Consider the following 21,245-nt stretch of genomic DNA (forward strand, 5'->3'; position numbering starts at 1 on the left):
GCCTTATCCTCTGCCAGCGCCGAAGCCGTCCTCACCCTCGGAGGTGAGCCACTCGATCGCCTCCGCCTCATCGGTGAAGTACTGGCTGGGCGTGGCAGCGCGATAGTTGAAAGCGGTCATCACACGCGCCACCTCATCCGTTCCGAGGACCGCCGTACGGCTGGAGCACGTTTCCTCCAGCAGGAGGTTCCGGGCCGGCGCGCTTATCCCGTCGACGAGGTCAATGTGCACAAGCAGCGGACGCCTGCAGGAGGGCGAGACTGCCTCCACGGCCGTCACGCTCGCCTGCACGTCCCGCAGTTCCATGACTATTCCGGGGTTCCAGCACAGCCGAAGGAACGCGCCCTCGTCCGTCAGCTCGAAGCGCAGGCCGGCGTCGCGCAGATTGTCGTTGGAAATCGGTGCCATGATTCGGTTGTCCCCCAGCATTCACTGTCCCCCAGCATTTACATTTCAGATGTGTAGTGTCCCGGTGTCAGCAGCCAGTCAAGCGCGGCTTCCGGGTCAGAGAAATAACGCGTGGGGTATCGCGGACGGTGAACGCCGTCGAAGAACGCGGCAATCAGCCGGTCTACCGCTGTTGGTCCAACCAGTGCCAGCGCAGCCACGTTCAGGTGCTCAGCAAAGACAGTCTGCCCTGCGGCCTCCACCGAAACCATTGAGTTCAGGATCGCTAGCATCGGATCGCAGCGCCCCGGGTTCACTTCCTCCAGCCGCTGAACCAGATCCAGTGCATCCTGCTCGGTGACCGTGATGCCCTCGTTCCACTCCACGCGGACACAGCCGTTCTCGAGGGCAAGGGCGAAACGGCGGCCAGACTCCACTCCGTTCAACCCCTCCCGCGCTCAGCTGCTCCGGAGGCAAATGTATCCCACCTCACACGGCTGCGTCAGGATCCTGTGCGTGCCTCCCGCTCGTCGAGCACATCCTCGCCCGGTCCGCTGAAGTCCGCTCGTCTCTTCTCTGCCTCCGGGGAGCCGGTGAAGAGGCGGCCGTCGCTGGGGTGCTTGCCTGCGTCGTCGTTGGTTGCGCGGTTGCTGGTTGGCGCAGCCGATGACGACGGCGACACCGCCTCCCAGCGCTGGCGCGGCAGCGCGTCGGGGAACCGGCTCTGGAGGAAGCCGACCATCTGCTCACGGACCAGGCACTGCAGGTCCCACAAAGCTCCGCTGTCTGCCGCGCTCACCAGGATCCGGGCGCGGACCATGCCGTCCGTGGCCTTGGTGATCTGAAGGGTGCCGGTGCGGTTGTCCCACAGCTCGGATGCGTCGAGGATCTCGCGCAACCGGACACGCATATTCTCGATCGGCACGCGCCAGTCGAGGTCCAGCTCAACTGTTCCCAGCAGCTCGGAGCGCCGGCGCGTCCAGTTCTCGAACGGTGTGGAGGTGAAATAGGTGGAGGGAAGAATGAGGCGGCGTTCATCCCAGGACTGGACCACCACGTAGGTCATGGTGATCTCCTCGATTGTCCCCATCTCGCCTTCCACAAGAACCACATCCTCCACGCGGATCGCGTCCGTGAAGGCCAACTGCACTCCGGCGAACACGTTGCTCAGGGAGCTCTGGACGGCGAGCCCTGCGACGATCGAGATGAGACCGGCAGAGGCCAGAATTCCGGCTCCCAGCGCGCGGACCTCGTCGATGGTCAGGAGCACGGTGGCGAGCGTGAGGGTGATGATGACGGCAACTGCAACCCGCCGGGCGAGCATGATCTGCGTCTTGAGCCGCCGGGCACGCCGGTTATCGCGGCTGGAATTCTCGTAGTGGCGCAACACCACCGTCTCAACAATCGAAAGCACCGTGACCAGCAGCCACGCGAGGGACACGATGAGCGCCAGCACCAGCGCGTAGTCCACGGGCGGGTACCAGGCGGTGTCCCGGGCGGTGGCGCCGAGGGCTATGCGGACGCCGAGAACCGCGAGTACAGCCTGCAGGGGAGCACGCGATTTCCGGGTGACCTCCTGAATCTGCGGCACTTTCCGCAAGGAACGTGTTGCCACCCGGCGCAGGATCCACCCCAGTACGACGGCGGCAAGTACCGCGCCCGCCACGGCCAGGAATGGGGTGAGCACCTCGAGAAAATCCATTCCCCTACCGTCTCAGATGTCCCCGGGGGTCAGTCCAATCCCGCTTCCACCTGTTGAGGACCGGACGGGCTGTTGAGGACTGGTCGGTACCTAGTAGAGGAAGATCGCAAACCACTCCCGGTTGTGCGCGTGCAGCAGTACGAGGAAGAGCACGAAATCGAACAGCAGGTGCACGCTCACGATGTAGCTCAGCGACTTCGTCTTCGAGAAGATCCACGCCTGAATGAGGGCGAACGGATAGATGAGGAACGGGCCCCACGAGTGGAAGCCCAACTCCCACAGGAACGAGGTGAACAGGACCGCCTGCAGGAGGTTGGCCTGCCAGTCGGGAAGATGACGGCGCAGCAGCGTGAACGCGGTGCAGATGAAGAACAGTTCATCCCAGATCCCCAGGACGTTGGTCCCCAGGAATAACCGCGCTATTGTTCCGGGATCCGAGGCCGCAGGCCAGTTCTCGTAGACACCGGTTGGGATCATATAGACCGGCAGGAGCACATACCCGATAACGACGACGGCAAGCAGGTACCAGCGTTCCGTCCGGTTCCATTTTTGGCCCGTCAGGACCGGGAAGCGGATGGCGTGGTCTTTGAACACGAAGCGGGACAGCAGGTAGGGCACCGCGACGGCCAGGATCATGGCCGTACCCATGACGGCCATGTGGCTGAAGCTGATGTCGGTGGTGATGGGGACTGCGCTGATGATGACGAGACCGATGGCCAGCAGCAGCAGATCCCTGAAAAGGCTCTTGCCATGCTGTGCTTTGCCGCTGAAGTAGGCAGTTGCCAGCGCTGCAGCAAGTATCAGATAGCCGGGAATCCTCTGCTCGAGCGCGAAGATGAGGAAGCCGGATGCGGATACGAGCGCGGCTGCGACGACAGGAAGTACCCGGGGGCGCGCGTCAAGGCTCGCCGTGGTGATCATGGTTTGAGCTTACGCCTTGCCCCGCTGTCAGGGCGCACCCCTAGACTGTCGAAATGGTAGAGAACAGCGAACGCGAATCGCTCATCGCCGACACCCTGGTCGAGGCGTTCAAACCGTTGATGGAAGCGGACCCGCACGGCTTCCGGACCAAGTTCCGCAAGATGGCGGCTGATCCGTTCGCGTTCTACCGCGGCAGCGCCTGCCTGTTTTACGCGGACATGCGCGAGATGACGGATGAGTGGGCTGATGACAACACCAGCCGAATCTGGATTCACGGGGACCTTCACGCGGAGAACTTCGGCACCTACATGAGCAGTACGGGCCAGCTCACCTTCGACATCAACGACTTCGACGAGGCCTACCTCGGTCACTTCTCCTGGGACCTGCGCCGGTTCACAACCTCGCTGGCGCTGATGTGCTGGCAGAAGGCGCTTCCGGAGGAAGCCGTGCGCTCCCTGGCCCGCACGTACCTTTCCGCCTACCTCGACCAGGTGAAACATTACGACGACGCCGGGCAGGACGATTTCGCGCTTCACCTCGGCAACACCTCGGGCACCATTCACTCTGTGCTGCTTACGGCGCGCGCTTCGCGGCGCACCGATCTGCTCGACGCGATGACCTTCGTGGAAGACCACGAGCGCCACTTCCAGAACAACCGCAAGACCCGCAGGCTCGAGGAAGCGGAGCACGCCATGGTGGCGAAGGCGTTCGAGGAATACCTCAGCACCATTCCCGAAGACAAGCGGTCCCACAGGGAAATCTTCTACAACGTCAAGGACATCGTCGGCAGCTCGGGTTTCGGCATCGGCAGCGCAGGTTTGCCTGCGTACAACGTACTCATCGAGGGTTTCAACGAGGCCTTGGAAAACGACATCATCATCTCGATGAAACAGGGAAACAAGGCCGCGCCCAGCCGCATCGTCACGGATGATCGGGTGCGCTCGTACTTCGAGCATGACGGCCACCGCACTGTCATCAGCCAGCGGGCCCTACAGGTCCACACCGACACGTTCCTCGGCTATACCACCGTGGACGGCGTCGGGTTTGTGGTTGATGAGCTCTCCCCCTACAAGGCGGACCTGCGTTGGGATAACCTCACCGAGCCTGACGAGATTGAACCAGTGCTCGTGGATTTGGGCAGGGCCACCGCCAAGGTGCACTGTGCCTCGGACGAGGACAGCGACCAGGACCTGGTGGACTTCCAGACGGAACGGGCGATCATGCAGGTAATCGAGGGGCGCCGGGAGGAGTTTATCGAGGACATCCTGACGTTCTCCCTCGACTATGCGCGGACGGTCCGTGATGATCACGCGCTCTTCGTCGATGCGTTCCGGGAAAACCGCATTCCGGGCGTTCCGTCCACCTGAGGGATTGTCTGCGCGAAAAGTTGCGGTCAGGAAGAGGTCGTTATGGATTTCGATGTACTGGTGATCGGGGCCGGCCCCGCGGGCATGGCGGCAGCAACACGGGCGGCAGAGCTGGGAGCACGTACCGCCGTCGTCGAGCGTGCGCGGCTGGGCGGAACCTGCGTGAACTCGGGCTGCGTGCCCACGCGGGTGCTCGCGAAAACCGCCCGCCTGTACCGGGAAGTACGCACTGCGCGGGACTACGGGATTGTGGTGCATGAGCCCGCCGTGGACTGGCAGCAACTGATTCGCCGGGTCCGAACCACCGTGGACCGCGTTCTGGATGCCAAGGGCTACGGCGAGGCCATGCAGCAGCTGGACATCACGCTGCTGAAGGGTGAGGCGTCCTTCACCTCACCGCATGAGGTGTCGATTGACGGGCGCCCGGTCAGCGCCGCCTCTGTCATCCTGTGCGTGGGCGGAAGTGCACGACGGCTTCCCATCCCGGGGACTGAGCACGCGGTGCTTCCCTCCGATGTCCTCGACCTCCCCGAACTGCCGGACTCAGTCGCGATCATCGGCGGCGGTCATACCGGCGCGCAATTGGCCACCATCTTTGATGCCCTCGGCTCAAGGGTCACCCTGCTGGACCTTGCGCCGCGCATCCTCACCACCGAGGACCACGACGTCTCCACCGCCGTCACGGACGGCTTCCGTTCCCGCGGCGTGACCGTGGATGTCGGCATCGGCGGTGTGGACGGCATCAAAAAGCATGACGACGGCGCCCTGGAAATCCGCTGGCAGGGAACCGGCGGCGCACAGTCAGCACGCGTGGGAGCGGTCATCATGGCAGCCGGCTGGCCCGCGAACATCTCTGGTCTCGGGCTGGAGGCTGCGGGCGTCGCCACCGCCCGGGGAGCCATACCGGTGGACAACTACCTTCGGTCAAATGTGCCGCACGTCTTTGTTGCCGGTGACGCTAACGGAACCTCCATGCTGGTGCAGGCGGCAGTCTTCGAGGGTGAAACAGCTGCGGAGAACGCGGTCCTGGGCGCACACCGCACCACACCGCACCATCTGCTCCCTGAGGGAGGTTTCACGGATCCGGATTACGCGGGGGTGGGACTCACCGAGGCGATGGCCAGGGAGCGGGACGCCCAGTGCGCCGTCGTCGTTGTTCCCTATGGCTCCGTGGAGCGTCCCATCATTGATGACCGGGAGCAGGGGTTTCTGAAACTGGTCACCGACAGGCACCGCGAGCTGATCCTTGGTGCGCACGCGGTGGGCGAGAATGCGGTAGAGGTCATTCAGGCCGTTGCATCCGCAATGGCGGCCGGTACTGACGTCGCCACGCTGGCCCGCGTGAAGTTCGCCTACCCTACCTACAGCTCAATCATTGGCCACGCTGCACGCAAGGCGGTGCGGGGAGCAGGGAAAGACTCCTGGTGACCCGACTGCTACTGTGGGACGAGCATCACTACAAAGCTTGCTTATCAACGGGCACCGGCAGAAAGCCGCAGCATCGTCACGAGGGCAGTCAGGAGTAGCCATGGGCAGCGCGGAGAAGAAGTTTTCAGTTACCGAGGAGTCGGACAGCAAGCACCCACAGGACTGGGGCCGGGCCATGGCCGTGGCAATCAGCCGTCTGGTGGAGTTGGCCCACGAGGCCGGGGATGTCGTAGAAGACGAGAACCTCTACGGGGAAGACCTGCACCTGTACCTCAGTGAAACCGAGGAGGGTGCAAACATCACGATGTCCTGGACCCCAAGGGCGTCGGCATCATCCGCATCGCCGGAACAGCCCGGGCAGGAGCTCGGATGAGCAGCCAGAATCCGGATCCGGAGAAAGACAAGGTCACCGGACTGGAGCCGGGCGGCGGCGTTCCGCCGGGTGAGACTCCTCCGGCAGAGGCGAGCACCGGTGGGCCGCAGGGTCACGAGGAAGGTGCACCCGGGAAGGCCGCGTCCCGCATCTGGCTGGTGCTGATCGGTATCTTCGTTTTGCTCGGCCTGCTGTTCTTTGTCGGTTATATCGTCGGGCTGTTCGACTAGGCCTGTTCGGTCAGGCGCTCTATTCCACAGCGAAGCGGCCGAAACCCATGGGGGACGGCCGCTTCACTGTTGCAATCTCAGACCCGGTAGTAGTCCCGCAGGGAAGCCTCCTGGTCAGCGGTCAGGCCTTCCTCTACCGTGAAATCCGGTGAATCCTTGATGGCATCCTTGGACACCGCGACATAAAGGTTCTCGCCATCAATCCGGGCGCCTGCGAGCGGCACGAAGTGCTCCCGCGTGTTCAAAAGACCGAGACCAACAGTCACCCAGGCCGGCTCGTTCGAGAGCCCGTCGAGATGCACCTGGGTGACGTTCCCGAGTTTTTCTCCGCTGGCATCCCATGCCGTGGCGGCCTGCAGTTCTTCCAGTTCCAGGTTGTCCATGATGCCTCCGAGCTTCGATGAGAAGTACCCTGACCATTCCAGTGCATGAGGCTCAGAAAGGCAACGATGGAGCTCTCGCTGGACCTACGGAAAGGGCGCCCCACCGAAGTGGAACGCCCTTCCGCCGGCGCGTGCCGGCGTCGTACTGGTGTTGCCTGCCCTACTGGTGTTGCCTTGAGCGTTAGGCTGCTTCGGCGGCTTCTGCTGCTTCGTTGATCATCGGAAGCCACTTGTCCAGCGCCCAGACCAGGGACAGTGGGCTGGCGGCGGAGATGGACAGGGTGAGGGTGTTGTCGGCATCCGCGACGAGCGCGCCTGACTCCACAGCCGGAATCTGGCTCAGCAGCGGGTCTGCGAAGATTGCTTCCTTGGTGGCCTCGTCCGGAACCCAGGTCACGAAGATGTCGGACTCAAGCTCATCGGCACGCTCGGCTGACCAGGGAATGAAGAATTCCTCTCCGGTGGCGTTCTCTTCAACGACGCTGGCCATCTCCATTCCAATCTGGGTGAGGAAACGGGGGCGGTTGTCGCTGGCCGTGTAGATATTCACGCCCTCGGAGTTGGCCGGCTCCAGATTGCCGAAGATGAACGTCTTGCCGGCGATGGCTGGGTACTCGGCCGCGGCCTCGGCGATCTTGTCTTCGGTCTCGCTGACCAGCTGTTCAGCCTCTTCAGTCAGGCCAAGCGCCTTACCGATCATTGCGGTGGAATCCTGCCACGCGGTGCCGTAGGCAACCTCGGGGTAGGCAACAACGGGGGCAATCTCGCTCAGGGTGTTGTAATCCTCTTCGGTGAGACCGGAATAGGCCGCGAGGATGACATCGGGGTTGGTGGCAGCGATCTCGTCGAACGCAATTCCATCAGCCTCGGAGTACTGGACGGGCGCGTTCTCGGTGCCGATGGCAGCACCGAGCTCTTCCAGCTTGGCGTCCTTCCACGGGACGGAGCCCTGCTCGTTTCCGCCGTACTCATTGACCGGCATTCCAACGGGCACCACGCCGAGCGCCAACGCAATATCATCATTGACCCAGGACACCGTTGCAACGCGTTCAGGCTTTTCCTCGAGAACGGTCTCACCAAAAGCGTGCTCGATGGTGACGGGGAAGGCATCAGCAGAGCCGGCCTCATTGGCTCCGGCTGCTTCCGAGCCGCCGCCTGCCGGACCGGTTGAGCATGCGGAGAGGGACAGTACCGCGATGGCTGCTGCGGCTATCAGACCGCGCACACGGTTGGGGGCCATGAGGTCTCCTTGACTTTCGAGACGGCGTGAACGGACCGTCGGAATGGTTACGAAAGTAAGGCTAGCCTACGCTTGGTGCTATTACGAAATGTTTGTGTTGCGTAATAGGCGCCTGGCCCCTAGTTCCGGGCTTTACGGGTCTCCCGCTCATTGGCCTTCTGGATGGCGTCGACCAGTTCCTTCTTGGTCATGGTTGAGCGCTTGGGAATCTCAAGCTTTTTCGCAACCTCGTAGAGGTGCTCCTTGGTGGCATTGGCGTTCACCCCGCCGGCGGTTTCCTTCGCCGTTCCGCGACCGCCTTCCGCCTGCTCATCGGAGGGTCCCTTGGCGTCCTTCTGCTCCCAGTGGTCGCCAACCTTCTCATGGGTGTGTTTCAGGGCGCTGTACGCAGTGCGGTGCGCCCGTTCGCCGTCACCGTACTGTTCCTCCGCGGAATCGAGCGTCCGGGCATAGGTTTCCTGTGCCAACTTGTCCGACCGCTGCAGAGTGCTGGGCAGCTCGTCTGTCTTGACCTTGCCTGACTTCGTTACCTTCGGCATTGCTTTTCGCTCCTTCCATGGCGGGTGGGGCTCGCACTTTCGAGGCTACCGCTGAGCGCCGGCTTTTACACGAACGACGGCGCCGGCCCGGCTGCTACCTCCGCCAGGTACTTGGCGAGCGCATCTGGCGCTGAGCGCGGCGCTTCGGCCTCCACCAGTGCGTTGTAGTTGGTGTTGGTGTTCACGTCATAGGTCAGTACGCGCCCGTCTGCGGTTTCCATGAATTCGATTCCGCACACTTCGATGTTGTTCCGTCGGGCAAATTCGACGTACTTCTCTATGATCGGATGGTCGAAGTCACGGCGGAGGCTGAAGAGCTGCTGGCCGGCAACAGGTTCAATGGTGGCCCCCGGTGGCATGATCGGCTTTCCCGTGGCGGGATCGATGGCGCAGGCGTCCGCCGGGCAGAGCTGGAAACCGCCGCGGGCTGTATCCGCCTGAATCGCGTAGATGAACTCGCCGCCCACAATCTCCACACGCGTGATGATCGGTTCGGCTGCCTGGATGAATTCCTGGATCAGCGTGATGCCGTCCTGCGGCTCCTCGAATTCATCCGACACCACATACTCGGCCAGTTCGGCGTGGCTCTCGAATTTGCGGACTCCCAGGCCCTTCCCGCCCTGATTGTGTTTGGTGATGAAGGGGGCCTGGAAACCCTCCGCCGCGTCCAGGATTCGATCGCGTCCAATGGCCGCGACCGTCCGGGGCGTGTCGATGCCCGCCGCTTTCAACGCCGTCAACTGGTCTACCTTGCTCATCTCAAGCTCAAGGACCCGCCTGCCATTGATGGTCCGCCGGCCGTGAGCTTCGAGCCAGGACAGCACTGCCCGCGCATAGTCCTTGGACAAATCATGGTTCCGCGTATGCGCTGAAGCGCTGATCCGCGACCAGAAAATACCTTCCGGGGGCGTCGAGTCGAGGTCCAGCACGCCGTCGGTCAGCAGCCACTCCTCGAACTGGAGCCCCTCCTGCTCGAAGGCACGGGCAAACGGAGGAAACCACTCGGGGTTCTCGTGCAGGGCGTAGATCTTTGGAGCTTCCGACGTAGTCATGTTCGGTGCAACCTCTCTCTCGAAGGGGCTATTCCACCTCGCGCCTCCCACCTGGACCCCAAAAGCGCCGGGGAGTGGCACGATCGTGGGGACGTCCCCACGAATCTGCCACTCCCCGGCGCTTTTGGCTCGGGCGTGCGCGTTTTAGCGCGTTGGCTCGCGTTCGAGTGCGGCTTCATGCTCCTCGTGGGCACGGGTAAGGAGTGCCTTGAACTCGGTCTCGTTCCGGATATAGCGCTTGTACTTTTCCGGCTGCTTCTTGAGCATTGCCTCTTCGGCGCACATCTTCTCGAAGATACGCTCCCGCTCGTTGATGTCTGTCTCGTAGTTGAGGTCGAGGTACTCGATGGCGTGGCGCCGGGCACCGGAGATGAGGGTCTTGGCCTTCCCCTTCGGGCTCACCAGGGAAGCAATGACCGTCACCAACAAAATGCCGAGGATCAGGCTGAGGGAAAGCCCGGTGGAAATTTCCACCACGTTGACCGGCTGGCCATCGTTGATGAACGGGACGTTGTTCTCGTGCAGCGCGTGCAGCATCAGCTTCACCCCGATGAGACCGAGGATCGCGGCGAGGCCGTAGGAGAGGTAAACCAACCGGTCCAACAGCCCATCAAGAAGGAAGTACAACTGGCGCAACCCCATCAGGGAGAAAGCGGTGGCGGTGAAGACGATGAAGACGCTCTGCGTCAGACCGAAGATGGCGGGGATGGAATCAAGCGCAAACAGGATGTCCGTAGCGCCGATGGCCACCATCACCAGCAGCATCGGGGTAAGGACCTTCTTGCCGTTCTCAACCGTGAAGAGTTTGTCGCCGTCGTAATGTTCCGTGGCTGGCAGGAACTTGCGCGCCATCCGGACAATGAAAGTTTCTTCCTCCTCCACGTTTTTCGGCTTGAGAATGTTGCCGGCCGTGATCAGCAGGATGAGGCCGAAGATGTAGAACACCCAGGCAAAGGAGTTGATCAGCGCGGCACCGAGAAAAATGAACCCGGTCCGTGCGATCAGCGAAAAGACGATGCCGAACAGGAGCACCTTCTGCTGGTCCGCCCGCGGCACCTTGAACGTGGTCATGATGATGAGGAAGACAAACAGGTTGTCCACGGAGAGTGCCTTCTCCGTGATGTACCCGGCGAAATATTCCGTGCCGTACTGGGGACCGGCAAAGATCAGCACTCCCACGCCGAACAGCACCGCGATGCCCACATAGATGGCGGACCAGACGCTGGCTTCCTTCAGGGACGGGGTGTGCGCCTTGCGCACGTGGAAGAAGAAATCGAAGAGAAGCAGCCCCACAATTCCTGCGATCGTCAGAATCCAGACAAGTGTGGGCACTTCCATGCGTATATCTCCTCGACAGTGGGCTGTAACTTCACCGTAGTTCCACGTTCAGCACCCCTGCAAGCAGTTCAGCTACCGGTAAAAGTCCTGTACCGGTCAAGACTGGGCTGCGGCAATGATGCGATCGAATGCTGCATCAAGTTCGAAGTCAACCTGCTGACGGTTGGGATCGGCGTCATACCAGGCGACAATCTCACGCGCGCCGAGGGCGAACGGGGTTGTGCAGATGAAGTCCGGCACTAATGCCTTGATCTTGGAGTTGTCAAAGATCACAGAGTGTGACTTGTCGCCGAGCAGCTGGGAACCGAGGTCCGGAAGGTGCGCGGCGATAGTCTCGGACGCGACATGGACCAGCTCCGGTTCCGGCGCTCCCGCGGCCTCCGCGAACAACTGGTAGATCCGGTTCCAGGTCAAAAACTCGTCAGAGGTGATGGTGAAGCTGTCCCCGATCGCCTGCGGCAGTCCAAGCAGCCCGACAAATGCCTTCGCGAAGTCAGTGCTGTGCGTCAGCGTCCACAGAGAGGTGCCGTCACCGTGGACCAACACCGGCCGTCCCGCCCGCATCCGTGCGATGTCCGTCCAGCCGCCTGCGATGGCGATCTTCGTGTGGTCGTACGTATGTGACGGCCGCACGATGGTGACGGGGAAGCCGCGCTCCCGGTACTCAGCCACCAGCAGGTCCTCGCAGGCAATTTTCTCCCGCGAGTACTGCCAGAACGGGTTGCGCAGCGGAGTGGACTCACGAATGGGAAGGGCTGCCGGCGGTTTTTGGTATGCGGATGCCGAACTGATGAACACGTACTGGCCGGTTCGCCCGGTGAACAGTTCAATATCGGCAGCGATGTGGTCGGGGGTGAAAGCCACGAAGTCGACGACGACGTCGAACGTGCGGTTACCGAGCGCGGCACGGACTTCGTCCGGCTTCCGGATATCGGCGGTCAGCACTTCCGCTCGCGATGCCACCGGGCGCTCGATGGTGGTTCCCCGGTTCAGGACGGTGACAGAGTAGCCCTGCGCGAGCGCCCGGTCGACGACGGCGGTGCTGATGACGCCGGTCCCGCCGATACAGAGAATCTTCACGCGGACCTCACCACGCGTAATCCTCGGGCGCGGTCTTGTGGCCCGGGAAGATGTCATCGAGCGTGGACAGGGTGTCGTCGTCGAGCTCTATCTCAAGCGCACGCAGCCCGCCGTCGAGCTGTTCCTGGGTTCGTGGGCCGATGATCGGCGCCGTGACGGCAGGCTGCGCAAGGAGCCAGGCAAGGCCCAGGTCCGCCGGCGAGTGGCCGAGCTTCTCAGCCAGATCCTCGTAGCGCTGAATCTGATCCCGGTGCTTTTCAAGGGTGTCGGCGGCACGGCCCTCGAGACGGCGGACGCCTTCATTCTCCTTCTTCATGACACCGCTCAGCAGCCCGCCATGCAGCGGCGACCAGGGGATGATGCCAAGCCCGTATTCCTGGGCGGCAGGGAGAACTTCGAGCTCCACGGTGCGGGTGAGCAGGTTGTAGATGGACTGTTCGCTGATGAGGCCCGTGTAGTTGCGGCGAGCAGCGGCCCCCTGCGCCTGGGCAATGTGCCAGCCGGCGAAGTTGCTGCTGCCGGAGTACAGGATCTTGCCCTGCTGGACGGCAACCTCGACGGCCTGCCAGATCTCGTCCCAGGGCGTGTTCCGGTCGACGTGGTGGAACTGGTAGAGGTCGATGTAGTCGGTCTGGAGACGCTTCAGGCTGGCGTCGAGCGCGCGGCGGATATTCAGTGCGGACAGTTTGCCGTTGTTGGGCCACTCATCCATGTCACCGTAGAGCTTCGTGGCCAGCACCGTCTTCTCACGGCGTCCCCCACCCTTTGCGAACCAGCGCCCCACAATCGCTTCGGTGCGGCCCTTGTTCACGCCCCACCCGTACACGTTGGCGGTGTCGAAGAAGTTGATCCCGGAGGCATGGGCCGAATCCATGATGGAGTGTGAGTCCGCTTCTTCGGTCTTGGGCCCGAAGTTCATGGTGCCGAGGCACAGGCGGGAAACAGACAGGCCGGAGCGGCCAAGGTGGGTGTACTGCATCAGGAAAAGTTCCTCTCGGGATGAACGTGCGGGAATCCGCTTTCCATCCTGCCAAGCTCGGCGCGCGTGCGCTAGGGGGTAACTTTTGTGCACCTCCGGTGACTTGGAGCGCGGCGGGCCCGCCGGATCTGCGCAAAAGTTCCCCGGCGCCTAGGATTTCACCCATGACTTCTTCGAATCCGCTGCCCGTGGCGCTTATTACCGGAGCCTCCCGGGGCATCGGCCGCGCCATTGCCGATGAGCTCGCGCCCACCCATCACCTACTGCTGGGCGGTCGTGACCGCACGGCCTTGGACGCCCTCGCGGCGTCCTACCCGTCCGCGAAGCCCTTCGCCGTGGATGTGCGGGAAGTGACGGAAACCGACGTCGCCGGCATCGACCGCCTGGATGTCCTGGTGCACTCCGCCGGGGTCCTGCAGATGGGCGCGGTTGCTGATCTCGATGACGAGACGTGGCGAACGAGCTTCGACATCAACGTCTTCGCCGTCGCAAAGCTGACCCGGCTCCTGCTGCCTGCCCTCCGCGAGGCCCGCGGGCAGGTCATCGCGATCAACTCGGGTTCGGGCTACAGCTCCGGCGCGGGCTCGGCTGTCTACAGCGGCACCAAGTTTGCCCTCCGCGCGCTCACTGACGCCCTTCGGGAAGAGGAGCGGCCCAACGGCGTCCGGGTGTCCTCGATCCACCCCGGACGGGTGGCGACGGACATGCAGGCCGAACTTCACGACTTCGAGGGCAAGGAGTACTCCCCCGGTGCCTGGATCCAGCCGGCCCAGGTAGCCAAGGCAGTGCGTCTTGCAGTTGACGCCTCGCGTGATTCGGCAGTGGAGTCGCTCAATATCCGTCCCTCGGGAATGGCATGAGCACGGTTCGGCTCACCGCGACGGTGACGGGCGAGGTCCAGGGCGTCGGCTTCCGCTACCGCACCCGGCAGCAGGCGGAGCAGCTCGGGCTGGTCGGTTCGGCCACCAACCGGCCGGACGGTTCGGTGCTGGTTGTTGCGGCCGGACCGTCGTCAGCCGTTGAACAGCTGCTGAAGTGGCTGCGCTCCGCGGATGCTCCCGGCCGCGTTGAGAAGGTGGAAGCGGACCTGCACGACGACGGCGCCAGCGGACTCACAGGCTTCGTCACGGACTAGCGGCGGTCACCCTTCAAGCCTGCGGGGCATCCCGAACTGGGTCTGCACGCCCGGCGAATAAAGCACCGATTCCGGAGGACCCTCCACTGCCAGGCCTGCAGCCTGCACCAGGGAGTCATCCCAGTGCTGTAGTACCGCGCTCTGAAGCGGCCACGGCGTATGGGTGTTGGGGATGTAGAGGGTCCGGCCGGCGAACCGCGAGTGCAGGCCAAACCGCGCGGTCAGGTGGACGGACAGCGGATCGGCGGCAACGCTCCCGGTGGGCAGTACGGAGAAGGACGACGACGCGCCCCGGAGCCTGTCCACTGAGTAGCCGGTGCCGTCGGGGCCGTGCCAGGCACGGCAGCGGGACCAGACGTACGGGATACCTGCCGCCCGGGCGCCAAGCACCACGGCCAGCCGGGACGCGTCGAGGGTGAGGAAAACGACGCCGCGCACGCCGTTCCGGTCCCGCGAGTAGAGCCGTACATTCACTTCCGTGAACGTACCGAAATACGGCACCGGCACCCCGCGTCCAAAACCTGCTCCGCGCATGCGGAAGCCGATGAGCCCCACCCAGGAGTCGCCGTCGTGCTCGTCCGGATCTGTTCCCGCGGGCATGAAGCGGGCCGCCGCGGAGGATGGAATGCGCCAGTGGAGGAAGACGGCATAGCCCCAGAACTGGTCCATGACCGCGGGCGTAAGCAGTGGCGGGGGCTCCGGCCACCGCGGAGGAGGGGCGAAGAGATCAAACATGGGTTATCGGCATGTCTCCCCGGCCATCAACCTGGGCCTTTCGCCGGCGGAGGCGATCGAGCGCTGTCATGACGGGCGTTGCCGTGATTCCGTGCAGCACAACGGAAAGCGCCACGACAAGGCCGACGAAACCCCAGACTTCGTTCGCTTCGGCGTCGAAATCACCGTTGCTCAAGCCGTACCCGAGGTAGTAGAGGGAACCAATACCGCGGACTCCGAAGAACGCGAGCGCCACTTTCTCCCGCGTACCCGTCTGGCCGCCGAGGAGTCCAAGGAATCCTGCCAGAGGCCGGACAAGGATCAGGAACGCGAGCGCAAGAACGACGTCGGTCCAGCCGATGGTTTCGAGAAGCCCCCTCGCGATAGCCCCGCCGAGCAGCACCAGGATGACCACGGACAGCAGCCGTTCGAGCTGTTCCACGTAGCTGTGCAGCACCCGGTGGTACCCGTGGTTGCGCTCCGCCGAGCGGATGGTGATGGCGCAAACGAAGACGGCGATGAAGCCGTACCCCTCGAACGTTTCGGTCACGCCGTATGCCAGGAACGTCGCAGCGAGCGCAACGAACCCCTCGGAGTGGGTGGACAGCCGGAACGATTCCGCGCGGGAGGAAAAGAAGAGTCGGCCCAGGAGCTTGCCCGTTCCGTAACCGAGCAGCACACCGAACCCGATGCGCCACAGGACGTCGACGAGGAACCACTGCGGGAACCAGGCGCCGGGTGCGGCCCCGACGAGGCTGATGGTGATGGCGAGATAGACGAACGGGAAGGCCAGGCCGTCATTGAGTCCGGCCTCGCTGGTCAGCCCGAAGCGGACCTCATCCTCGCGGTCGAACCCTTCTTCGCCGTCCGCGGGCTCACCAACCTGCACTTCCGAGGCCAGGACCGGGTCAGTCGGAGCCAGCGCGGCGGCCACCAGGATTGCACTGGCCAGCCCAAGTCCCAGGAACACGTAGCCAAGGACTGTGAAGACGAGGATGCAGATCGGCATGACGATTCCGAGGAGCCGCCAGGTGGTGGACCAGGACCGCCAGCCGGGAGGCCGGTCGAGGGCCAGGCCCGCACCCATCAGGGAGATGATGACGCACACCTCGGTGAAGTGCGTGGTGACCACCTCATACTTCACCGGATCGGGTGTAGGCAGGTACGGGATCAGCGCGAAGGCCAGGACCCCTGCGGAGAGAAAAACCATCGGCATGGAGATCGGGACACGGCGCAGCAGGCGCGGAAGCAACGCGGCAGCAAAGACGATGATGCCGAGCACCGTATAGATAATGCTGGGTCCCTCAAAAAGCTTGAGCACTCTGGCTCCTTCTCGCATGGATGTTGCCTAAAGATACTCGGGCAGAAGCTCTTCGTCGCGGGCAGCATCCCCGGATGGGATACTAGTGCCCATCTCGCTACCGCCGGGGGGCTCATGGAATTTCTCGACACGACCACGGTGCGTTTTGTCTTCGCTGTGGTTGCTGTGACGCTGCTGGGCCTCTTCTACTTCGTCACCTTTCAGCGCACGCGCTCGATCTACAGCGCCTGGTGGTGCGTTGCCCTCGCCCTGTTCCTCACCGGGTCCGCGGCCTACCTGCTGGATGGAACGGCTCACCAGGTCTGGGCCAACCCCACCGGGAACGCCCTGCTGGTGCTCGGCGTGGCCAGCGTCTGGGCCAGCGCCAGAACGCTGCGCGCCCGCCCTGCGCCCGTGTGGCAGCTTCTCGCCGGACCGGCGGTGACCCTGCTGGTCTCGGCACTGGACAGCCCGGCTACGAACGACTGGTCAGGCGGCCCTGTGTTCCTCGCCTTCATGTGCTTGTTGCTGGCCCTGGCTTCCGTGGAGCTCTGGGGTATCAAGCGCTCCTCCAGCAGGGTCACCAAATCCCTCGCGCTCGCCGCCGGCCTTCTCGCCGCTTACTATCTGGGGCGATGGCTCGTCTTCCTGGCGGAAGGACCGGACGGACCCACTTTCACTACCTACTTCGATTCCGCGATCACCACCCTCATCACCCTGGTACTTCTGGTTGTGGTCTCCTTCAGCATGGCAGCGCTCAGTAACGAGCAGGTGACCCATGACCTTCACCTTCGCGCTACCCGGGACGGGCTTACCGGCCTGCTCAACCGTTCCGGATTTGCGGATCTGGCGTTGAACGAGCTGAACCGGATTCGCGCTAACGGGACTCCCGGCGCCCTGGTGCTGGCAGACCTCGACCACTTCAAGGCCGTCAATGACACTCACGGGCACGCCGCAGGAGATGGAGTCCTCCAGGCGTTCGCGGATATCTGTGTGGCCACGGTGCGCTCCACCGACCTGGTGGGCCGCCACGGCGGGGAGGAATTTGTCATCCTGCTGCCCGGTGCGGACTCGAACCGTGCCGAAGCGATCGTGAACCAGCTCAGCGCCCGCTTTGCACGTGCCACCTTCGCGGAGGGATTCGAGCCGCCGACCGTCAGTTACGGCATCGCTGCGATCAACTCGGAATCAACAGACCTTGCCGCAGTCCTCGCAACCGCGGATGCCGCCCTCTACGAGGCCAAGTCACTGGGCCGGAACCGGGCTGTCCAGGGCCCTACCGGACGGAAGTGACAGTGTGGGTTCACGCAAAACTTCCGCCGCCACTCCTGCCACCGCACTGCTGAACCGGCTGGGCATCCCGCACCGCACCCTGAGCTACGTGCATGACCCTTCGTCTGAACACTACGGAACCGAGGCCGCCGAGAAGCTGGCGGTTGACCCCGCACGCGTCTTCAAGACGCTCATGGTGGACACCGGCACCCAACTGGCCGTCGCCGTCGTTCCCGTCAACCGCCAACTGAACCTCAAAGCAATGGGCGCCGCGTGTGGAAGCAAGCGCGCCGCCATGGCGGACCGCGCTGCCGCTGAACGGCGGACAGGGTACGTGCTCGGCGGAATCTCACCACTGGGACAACGGCACCGCAGCCCGCTGGTGCTCGACGAATCCGCGCTTGCCTTCGAAACAATCCTCGTCTCGGGTGGCCGCCGCGGATTTGAGATCGAGCTCGCGCCCGCTGACCTCCTTCGTGCAACTGACGGTACGACGGCGGCCCTCGCCTCCGCTTGACCGCCCGTACTAGTGTGGGTTCAGTTGTCCCCATCCCCAGCAGACGAGAGCACCTGTGCATAGTCAGGGCATATTGGCGGTCGTGAACGCGTCCGCCGGAACCGCATACCGCCGCAGTGTCGACGCCGTTGCCTCCTTCCTTGCCTCCGCTTCCGCACGGCGGGGCACGTCCTTTGAACTTGCCCGCACCCAGGACCTGGACGAGTTGGATTCAGCCCTCGGAAGCCTGGACGGCAGGCACCTGGTACTGCTGGGCGGCGACGGCTCGGTCCACGCCGCGATCCAGTGCCTGCACAAGACCGGCACACTGGCCTCCGCCGGGCCCATCGGCATCATCCCCGTGGGTACCGGAAACGACCTCGCACGGTCACTGGGAATTCCGCTCGATCCGCTGCAGGCTGCCGAGTGTGTGATGTCCGGGCCGGCACGCGCCATGGAGCTGCTGGTCAGCGAAGACCGTGTTGCCGTCAATGCTGTCCACGTGGGGATCGGCGCGGATGCCGCGGCCAAGGGCGCTGACCTCAAGAAGAAGCTGAAAAAGGTGAAGGCCGGGAAGCTCGGGTACCCGCTGGGTGCCGTCGCTGCGGGGTTCAGCTCTCCCGGGCAGCACCTTAGCGTGAGGGTGGACGGTGAACTGTTGCATGACGGATCCAGGCCGCTGCTGATGGTGGCCCTCGGCCTGGGCGGCACCGTCGGCGGAGGCGCCCGGCTCATCCCGGACGCCAACCCGCATGACGGGCTTGTCGACGTCGTGCTCTGGGAGTCGGTGGGTTCCGCTGCACGGGTGGGGTACGCCCTCGGCCTCAAGAGCGGCGACCATGCGCGGCGCACTGATGTGCGGATCGGGCGCGGGGAGACTGTTGAAATCACCGCGGTTGACGGCAATGGATTCAGGGTAAGCAATGACGGTGAATTGTGGGGCCCGTTCCCGCACCGCCGGTGGGATGTCGTGTGTGACGCCTGGCACGTCATCGCCCCGCAGTAGCATGCGCCTTTCAGTAGCACCTGCTCCGCAGCAAACAGCACTGAACTCCGGGTATTGCCGCAGCGCTCACGAAGTTCACTCAAGGTTTCCACAAGAGTGGCGGAGCACTCTATCTCCATGGCAAACAGCCCAGTAGGCTGATTGTCAGCCACCAGCAATTTCGGGCCCCTCGCGGGCACCTGGCGAAGGCTGATTGTTCGGATTCCTCCCCGGGGTTCGGTCGTAACGGACCTTCATCAGGGGAAACATATGGGGAGTTACCAGTGAGTGAAGTCAGGCCGGCATCGGGCCACAGCGTTCTGAGGAGCCGTCGTCGTGCGGTTCGGTCTGGTGTGAGCGTTTGCCTTGCTCTGGCTGTCATCTACTCCTTTGGCTATCCCGGATCCACACCGTTGACCTCCGGTGCGGGTGCAACCGGCACCGTGCTCGCCCAGGGAGCAGGAAGTTTCTCTGACGCCATCGTTCCGGTGACCGGGTATGTGGGTGAGCAGCAGCTCGTGGGTCCAGGGACAGCGTTGCCTTTCGGCACCACGGATTCGCTGGTACCGGGGCGTGAGGTTCCCGGCGCGCAGGAGTCTTCACGGGCCACGGCTACCGCTGACAAGAGGTCATCGGTTGAGTCCCTCAGCTCCACGCCGCGCCCTGGCAAGGGCATGCTGATCTCTCCCCTGCAGTTCCTGACCCCCAGTTCGCCGTTCGGTCTTCGAACCAGCCCCATCACCGGGGAGCACAATGAATTTCACTCCGGCCAGGATTTCGCGGCACCCTGCGGAACCCGCGTCTTTTCAGCGGATGCCGGTGTTGTCCGTGCCGCCGGTTGGCATCCCTGGGGCGGCGGTAACCGCGTGGAGCTTGACCACGGCAACGGCCTCGTCACCACTTACAACCACCTGGAGGGGATCGGGGTGAAGGCCGGAGACCGCGTGGGAGCCGGGCAGGTCATCGCCACGGTAGGCACCACCGGCTGGTCCACCGGGTGCCACCTGCACTTCGAAACCATCCTCGACGGCGGTCACACTGATCCCGACGCCTGGAAGCTGATTCCGCTGGACGGCAGTGGCCCGGTTGAGATGCCGAGCCTGGTCAACTTCACCCCGGGGACCGGCAACGGGAACGACGACGACACCGCTTGGGTTGCCTACCTCGCTACCGCTGGGGCCATTGAGCCGGTTGCGCTGAAGTCACCCGCCCGTGTGGATGCGGAAGTGGCGGCTCAGGGGCCGCGGGCGAGCGGCAAGGCACTTTCCAGCACCAAGTCCTCGAGTAGCAAGTCCTCCGGCGGCACGTCTACGAGCAGCGCTTCTTCGGGCAGCACGTCTTCGGGCAGTAAGAAGGCTACACAGCCCTCGGATACGCCAAGTACGTCGGTTCCCGGAACGTCAACAGCGCCTTCCAAGCCGGGCACGCCGTCGGGAACGCCTTCCGGGACTCCGTCCAAGCCGGGCACACAGCCGCCTTCGACGACGACTCCTCCGCCTACAGAGCCTGGAACGCCGCCGGCCACCGACCCCGGCACGCCGCCCGGAACTCTCGATCCAACGCCGCCGAACACGCCCGTTCCGACGCCGCCCGTGGATCCTGTAACGCCGACGCCTCCACCTGTGGATCCGGTGACGCCTGATCCGACTCAACCCGCTGACCCAACTCCACCGGTGGATCCCACACCCCCCGTGGAACCAACGCCTGTCATCCCTGATCCGGCGCCCGCCGATCCACCGCCGCCGTCTACAGACTCCGGCACCCCACCTCCCGCTACTCCCCCGACAGTCTCGGTGACCGATCCACTGGAGGCTTGCGATCCCGCAATCGACCCGGAGTCCATCGTCGTCGACGAGGACACCAAAGACCCGCAGCTGCACCCGCTGACTGGCGAGCCGATCACGGCTGGGGAACTGTGCGCTTCGGTCTCCGTTACACCAACGCCCGGAATCACCGGGACAGAGCCTGCACGGGAAGCCGATCCAGGTTTGACCATCGCGCCATAACGCAAGGTACCGGTCACCGCGCCGTGCCACCACGTACAGCGCAATATGAGCCCCTGAAACTTCTGGGGCTCATATTGTGTCAGGACCGTTCCGTCAAGATCCCAGGGCGATATTGGTCCCGATAATGGGCAAGTTCGCCAATCAGTTGTTTGCCCCAAGTAACGTCGTGATTCCCCCCTCTCTGAGACCCCCGGAGGTTCACGACCATGAGAAAGCCCTTCCCGTTTCATGCACGACTCGCACGGCGGGCGCCGCCCCTTGCAGTTGGCACCCTCGCAGTTGGTCCCGGGGCTGCAGTTGGTACCCGGCTGCAGTTAG

General features: G+C 63.6%; 23 protein-coding genes. 10 read left to right on the plus strand and 13 right to left on the minus strand.

Annotation, left to right across the window (positions count from 1 at the left end):
- Positions 1–3: 3 nt before the first annotated feature.
- From P4U43_RS03190 to P4U43_RS03205, 4 genes are all read right to left on the minus strand, one after another.
- A complete protein-coding gene (locus P4U43_RS03190; RefSeq protein ID WP_277357404.1) occupies positions 4–408 on the minus strand; it encodes a DUF7793 family protein in 405 nt (134 codons plus the stop codon).
- A 38-nt stretch (positions 409–446) separates the two neighbouring features.
- Positions 447–824: a DUF7793 family protein gene (locus P4U43_RS03195; protein ID WP_277357405.1), complete on the minus strand. Its 378-nt coding sequence runs from the start codon at positions 822–824 to the stop codon at positions 447–449.
- Between the two features lie 65 nt (positions 825–889).
- Positions 890–2,089 carry a mechanosensitive ion channel family protein gene (locus P4U43_RS03200; RefSeq protein ID WP_277357406.1) on the minus strand — a complete coding sequence of 400 codons (1,200 nt, stop codon included), beginning with the start codon at positions 2,087–2,089 and terminating at the stop codon, positions 890–892.
- 90 nt (positions 2,090–2,179) lie between these two features.
- The gene (locus P4U43_RS03205; protein ID WP_277357407.1) at positions 2,180–3,010 is read right to left on the minus strand and encodes a CPBP family glutamic-type intramembrane protease; all 831 of its coding nucleotides are present in this window, start codon (positions 3,008–3,010) and stop codon (positions 2,180–2,182) included.
- A 53-nt stretch (positions 3,011–3,063) separates the two neighbouring features.
- Between P4U43_RS03205 and P4U43_RS03210 the strand changes: the two genes are divergently transcribed.
- The 4 genes from P4U43_RS03210 (at position 3,064) to P4U43_RS03225 (ending at position 6,408) form a co-directional block, all read left to right on the plus strand.
- Complete coding sequence (locus tag P4U43_RS03210; RefSeq protein ID WP_277357408.1) at positions 3,064–4,377, plus strand: DUF2252 domain-containing protein; 1,314 nt, start codon at positions 3,064–3,066, stop codon at positions 4,375–4,377.
- 42 nt (positions 4,378–4,419) lie between these two features.
- Complete coding sequence (locus P4U43_RS03215; protein WP_277357409.1) at positions 4,420–5,805, plus strand: dihydrolipoyl dehydrogenase family protein; 1,386 nt, start codon at positions 4,420–4,422, stop codon at positions 5,803–5,805.
- 100 nt (positions 5,806–5,905) lie between these two features.
- Positions 5,906–6,178, plus strand: a complete 273-nt coding sequence (locus P4U43_RS03220) for a hypothetical protein (RefSeq protein ID WP_277357410.1) — start codon at positions 5,906–5,908, stop codon at positions 6,176–6,178.
- Positions 6,175–6,408, plus strand: a complete 234-nt coding sequence (locus tag P4U43_RS03225) for a DUF6480 family protein (protein ID WP_277357411.1) — start codon at positions 6,175–6,177, stop codon at positions 6,406–6,408. Before P4U43_RS03220 ends, P4U43_RS03225 begins: the two co-directional genes overlap by 4 nt.
- 77 nt (positions 6,409–6,485) lie before the next feature.
- On the opposite strand, the gene P4U43_RS03230 is transcribed toward P4U43_RS03225, so the two are convergent.
- The 7 genes from P4U43_RS03230 to P4U43_RS03260 form a co-directional block, all read right to left on the minus strand.
- Complete coding sequence (locus P4U43_RS03230) at positions 6,486–6,791, minus strand: PRC-barrel domain-containing protein (RefSeq protein ID WP_056544521.1); 306 nt, start codon at positions 6,789–6,791, stop codon at positions 6,486–6,488.
- Positions 6,792–6,972: 181 nt separating this feature from the next.
- Positions 6,973–8,031 (minus strand): iron-siderophore ABC transporter substrate-binding protein, encoded by a 1,059-nt coding sequence (locus tag P4U43_RS03235; protein ID WP_277357412.1) that lies wholly within the window; start codon positions 8,029–8,031, stop codon positions 6,973–6,975.
- Between the two features lie 119 nt (positions 8,032–8,150).
- Complete coding sequence (locus P4U43_RS03240; RefSeq protein WP_277357413.1) at positions 8,151–8,570, minus strand: ChaB family protein; 420 nt, start codon at positions 8,568–8,570, stop codon at positions 8,151–8,153.
- Between the two features lie 65 nt (positions 8,571–8,635).
- On the minus strand, positions 8,636–9,622 hold the full coding sequence (locus tag P4U43_RS03245; protein ID WP_277357414.1) for an ATP-grasp domain-containing protein: 987 nt from the start codon (positions 9,620–9,622) through the stop codon (positions 8,636–8,638).
- A 144-nt stretch (positions 9,623–9,766) separates the two neighbouring features.
- Positions 9,767–10,960, minus strand: coding sequence for a TerC family protein (locus P4U43_RS03250; protein WP_277357415.1), 1,194 nt, complete (start codon positions 10,958–10,960; stop codon positions 9,767–9,769).
- Between the two features lie 96 nt (positions 10,961–11,056).
- A complete protein-coding gene (locus P4U43_RS03255) occupies positions 11,057–12,040 on the minus strand; it encodes an SDR family oxidoreductase (protein ID WP_404800691.1) in 984 nt (327 codons plus the stop codon).
- A 7-nt stretch (positions 12,041–12,047) separates the two neighbouring features.
- Entirely contained in the window at positions 12,048–13,019 is a 972-nt protein-coding gene (locus tag P4U43_RS03260) for an aldo/keto reductase (protein ID WP_277357417.1), read from the minus strand.
- Positions 13,020–13,183: 164 nt separating this feature from the next.
- Between P4U43_RS03260 and P4U43_RS03265 the strand changes: the two genes are divergently transcribed.
- Positions 13,184–13,879 carry an SDR family oxidoreductase gene (locus P4U43_RS03265; protein WP_277357418.1) on the plus strand — a complete coding sequence of 232 codons (696 nt, stop codon included), beginning with the start codon at positions 13,184–13,186 and terminating at the stop codon, positions 13,877–13,879.
- Entirely contained in the window at positions 13,876–14,154 is a 279-nt protein-coding gene (locus tag P4U43_RS03270; protein WP_277357419.1) for an acylphosphatase, read from the plus strand. Before P4U43_RS03265 ends, P4U43_RS03270 begins: the two co-directional genes overlap by 4 nt.
- 6 nt (positions 14,155–14,160) lie before the next feature.
- Here the strand turns inward: P4U43_RS03270 and P4U43_RS03275 are convergent, their stop codons facing one another.
- Both P4U43_RS03275 and P4U43_RS03280 read right to left on the minus strand, forming a co-directional pair.
- Complete coding sequence (locus P4U43_RS03275) at positions 14,161–14,823, minus strand: DUF2071 domain-containing protein (protein WP_277357420.1); 663 nt, start codon at positions 14,821–14,823, stop codon at positions 14,161–14,163.
- A gap of 58 nt (positions 14,824–14,881) precedes the next feature.
- Positions 14,882–16,189, minus strand: a complete 1,308-nt coding sequence (locus P4U43_RS03280; protein WP_277357421.1) for a cation:proton antiporter — start codon at positions 16,187–16,189, stop codon at positions 14,882–14,884.
- Between the two features lie 114 nt (positions 16,190–16,303).
- On the opposite strand from P4U43_RS03280, the gene P4U43_RS03285 reads away from it, so the two are divergent.
- The 4 genes from P4U43_RS03285 to P4U43_RS03300 all read left to right on the plus strand — a co-directional run bounded on the left by P4U43_RS03285 (position 16,304) and on the right by P4U43_RS03300 (position 20,927).
- Positions 16,304–17,461: a GGDEF domain-containing protein gene (locus tag P4U43_RS03285; protein ID WP_277357422.1), complete on the plus strand. Its 1,158-nt coding sequence runs from the start codon at positions 16,304–16,306 to the stop codon at positions 17,459–17,461.
- A gap of 4 nt (positions 17,462–17,465) precedes the next feature.
- Positions 17,466–17,957 (plus strand): Cys-tRNA(Pro) deacylase, encoded by a 492-nt coding sequence (gene ybaK / locus P4U43_RS03290; RefSeq protein ID WP_277357423.1) that lies wholly within the window; start codon positions 17,466–17,468, stop codon positions 17,955–17,957.
- Positions 17,958–18,039: 82 nt separating this feature from the next.
- A complete protein-coding gene (locus P4U43_RS03295; protein WP_277357424.1) occupies positions 18,040–18,942 on the plus strand; it encodes a diacylglycerol/lipid kinase family protein in 903 nt (300 codons plus the stop codon).
- 263 nt (positions 18,943–19,205) lie between these two features.
- A complete protein-coding gene (locus tag P4U43_RS03300; protein ID WP_277357425.1) occupies positions 19,206–20,927 on the plus strand; it encodes a M23 family metallopeptidase in 1,722 nt (573 codons plus the stop codon).
- Positions 20,928–21,245 lie beyond the last annotated feature (318 nt).

It is taken from the genome of Arthrobacter vasquezii (assembly GCF_029455255.1).
In the GTDB taxonomy this organism is placed as follows: Bacteria; Actinomycetota; Actinomycetes; order Actinomycetales; family Micrococcaceae; genus Arthrobacter_D; species Arthrobacter_D parietis.

Excerpts from the sequence above, each read along its gene's own strand:
- P4U43_RS03190 (WP_277357404.1), bottom strand. The coding sequence starts at position 408 with ATGGCACCGATTTCCAACGACAATCTGCGCGACGCCGGCCTGCGCTTC.
- P4U43_RS03205 (WP_277357407.1), bottom strand. The coding sequence starts at position 3,010 with ATGATCACCACGGCGAGCCTTGACGCGCGCCCCCGGGTACTTCCTGTC.
- P4U43_RS03240 (WP_277357413.1), bottom strand. The coding sequence starts at position 8,570 with ATGCCGAAGGTAACGAAGTCAGGCAAGGTCAAGACAGACGAGCTGCCC.
- P4U43_RS03275 (WP_277357420.1), bottom strand. The coding sequence starts at position 14,823 with ATGGACCAGTTCTGGGGCTATGCCGTCTTCCTCCACTGGCGCATTCCA.
- P4U43_RS03215 (WP_277357409.1), top strand. The coding sequence starts at position 4,420 with ATGGATTTCGATGTACTGGTGATCGGGGCCGGCCCCGCGGGCATGGCG.
- P4U43_RS03270 (WP_277357419.1), top strand. The coding sequence starts at position 13,876 with ATGAGCACGGTTCGGCTCACCGCGACGGTGACGGGCGAGGTCCAGGGC.
- P4U43_RS03225 (WP_277357411.1), top strand. The coding sequence starts at position 6,175 with ATGAGCAGCCAGAATCCGGATCCGGAGAAAGACAAGGTCACCGGACTG.
- P4U43_RS03285 (WP_277357422.1), top strand. The coding sequence starts at position 16,304 with ATGGAATTTCTCGACACGACCACGGTGCGTTTTGTCTTCGCTGTGGTT.
- P4U43_RS03210 (WP_277357408.1), top strand. The coding sequence starts at position 3,064 with ATGGTAGAGAACAGCGAACGCGAATCGCTCATCGCCGACACCCTGGTC.
- P4U43_RS03235 (WP_277357412.1), bottom strand. The coding sequence starts at position 8,031 with ATGGCCCCCAACCGTGTGCGCGGTCTGATAGCCGCAGCAGCCATCGCG.
- P4U43_RS03220 (WP_277357410.1), top strand. The coding sequence starts at position 5,906 with ATGGGCAGCGCGGAGAAGAAGTTTTCAGTTACCGAGGAGTCGGACAGC.
- P4U43_RS03265 (WP_277357418.1), top strand. The coding sequence starts at position 13,184 with ATGACTTCTTCGAATCCGCTGCCCGTGGCGCTTATTACCGGAGCCTCC.
- P4U43_RS03200 (WP_277357406.1), bottom strand. The coding sequence starts at position 2,089 with ATGGATTTTCTCGAGGTGCTCACCCCATTCCTGGCCGTGGCGGGCGCG.
- P4U43_RS03250 (WP_277357415.1), bottom strand. The coding sequence starts at position 10,960 with ATGGAAGTGCCCACACTTGTCTGGATTCTGACGATCGCAGGAATTGTG.
- P4U43_RS03230 (WP_056544521.1), bottom strand. The coding sequence starts at position 6,791 with ATGGACAACCTGGAACTGGAAGAACTGCAGGCCGCCACGGCATGGGAT.
- P4U43_RS03245 (WP_277357414.1), bottom strand. The coding sequence starts at position 9,622 with ATGACTACGTCGGAAGCTCCAAAGATCTACGCCCTGCACGAGAACCCC.
- P4U43_RS03260 (WP_277357417.1), bottom strand. The coding sequence starts at position 13,019 with ATGCAGTACACCCACCTTGGCCGCTCCGGCCTGTCTGTTTCCCGCCTG.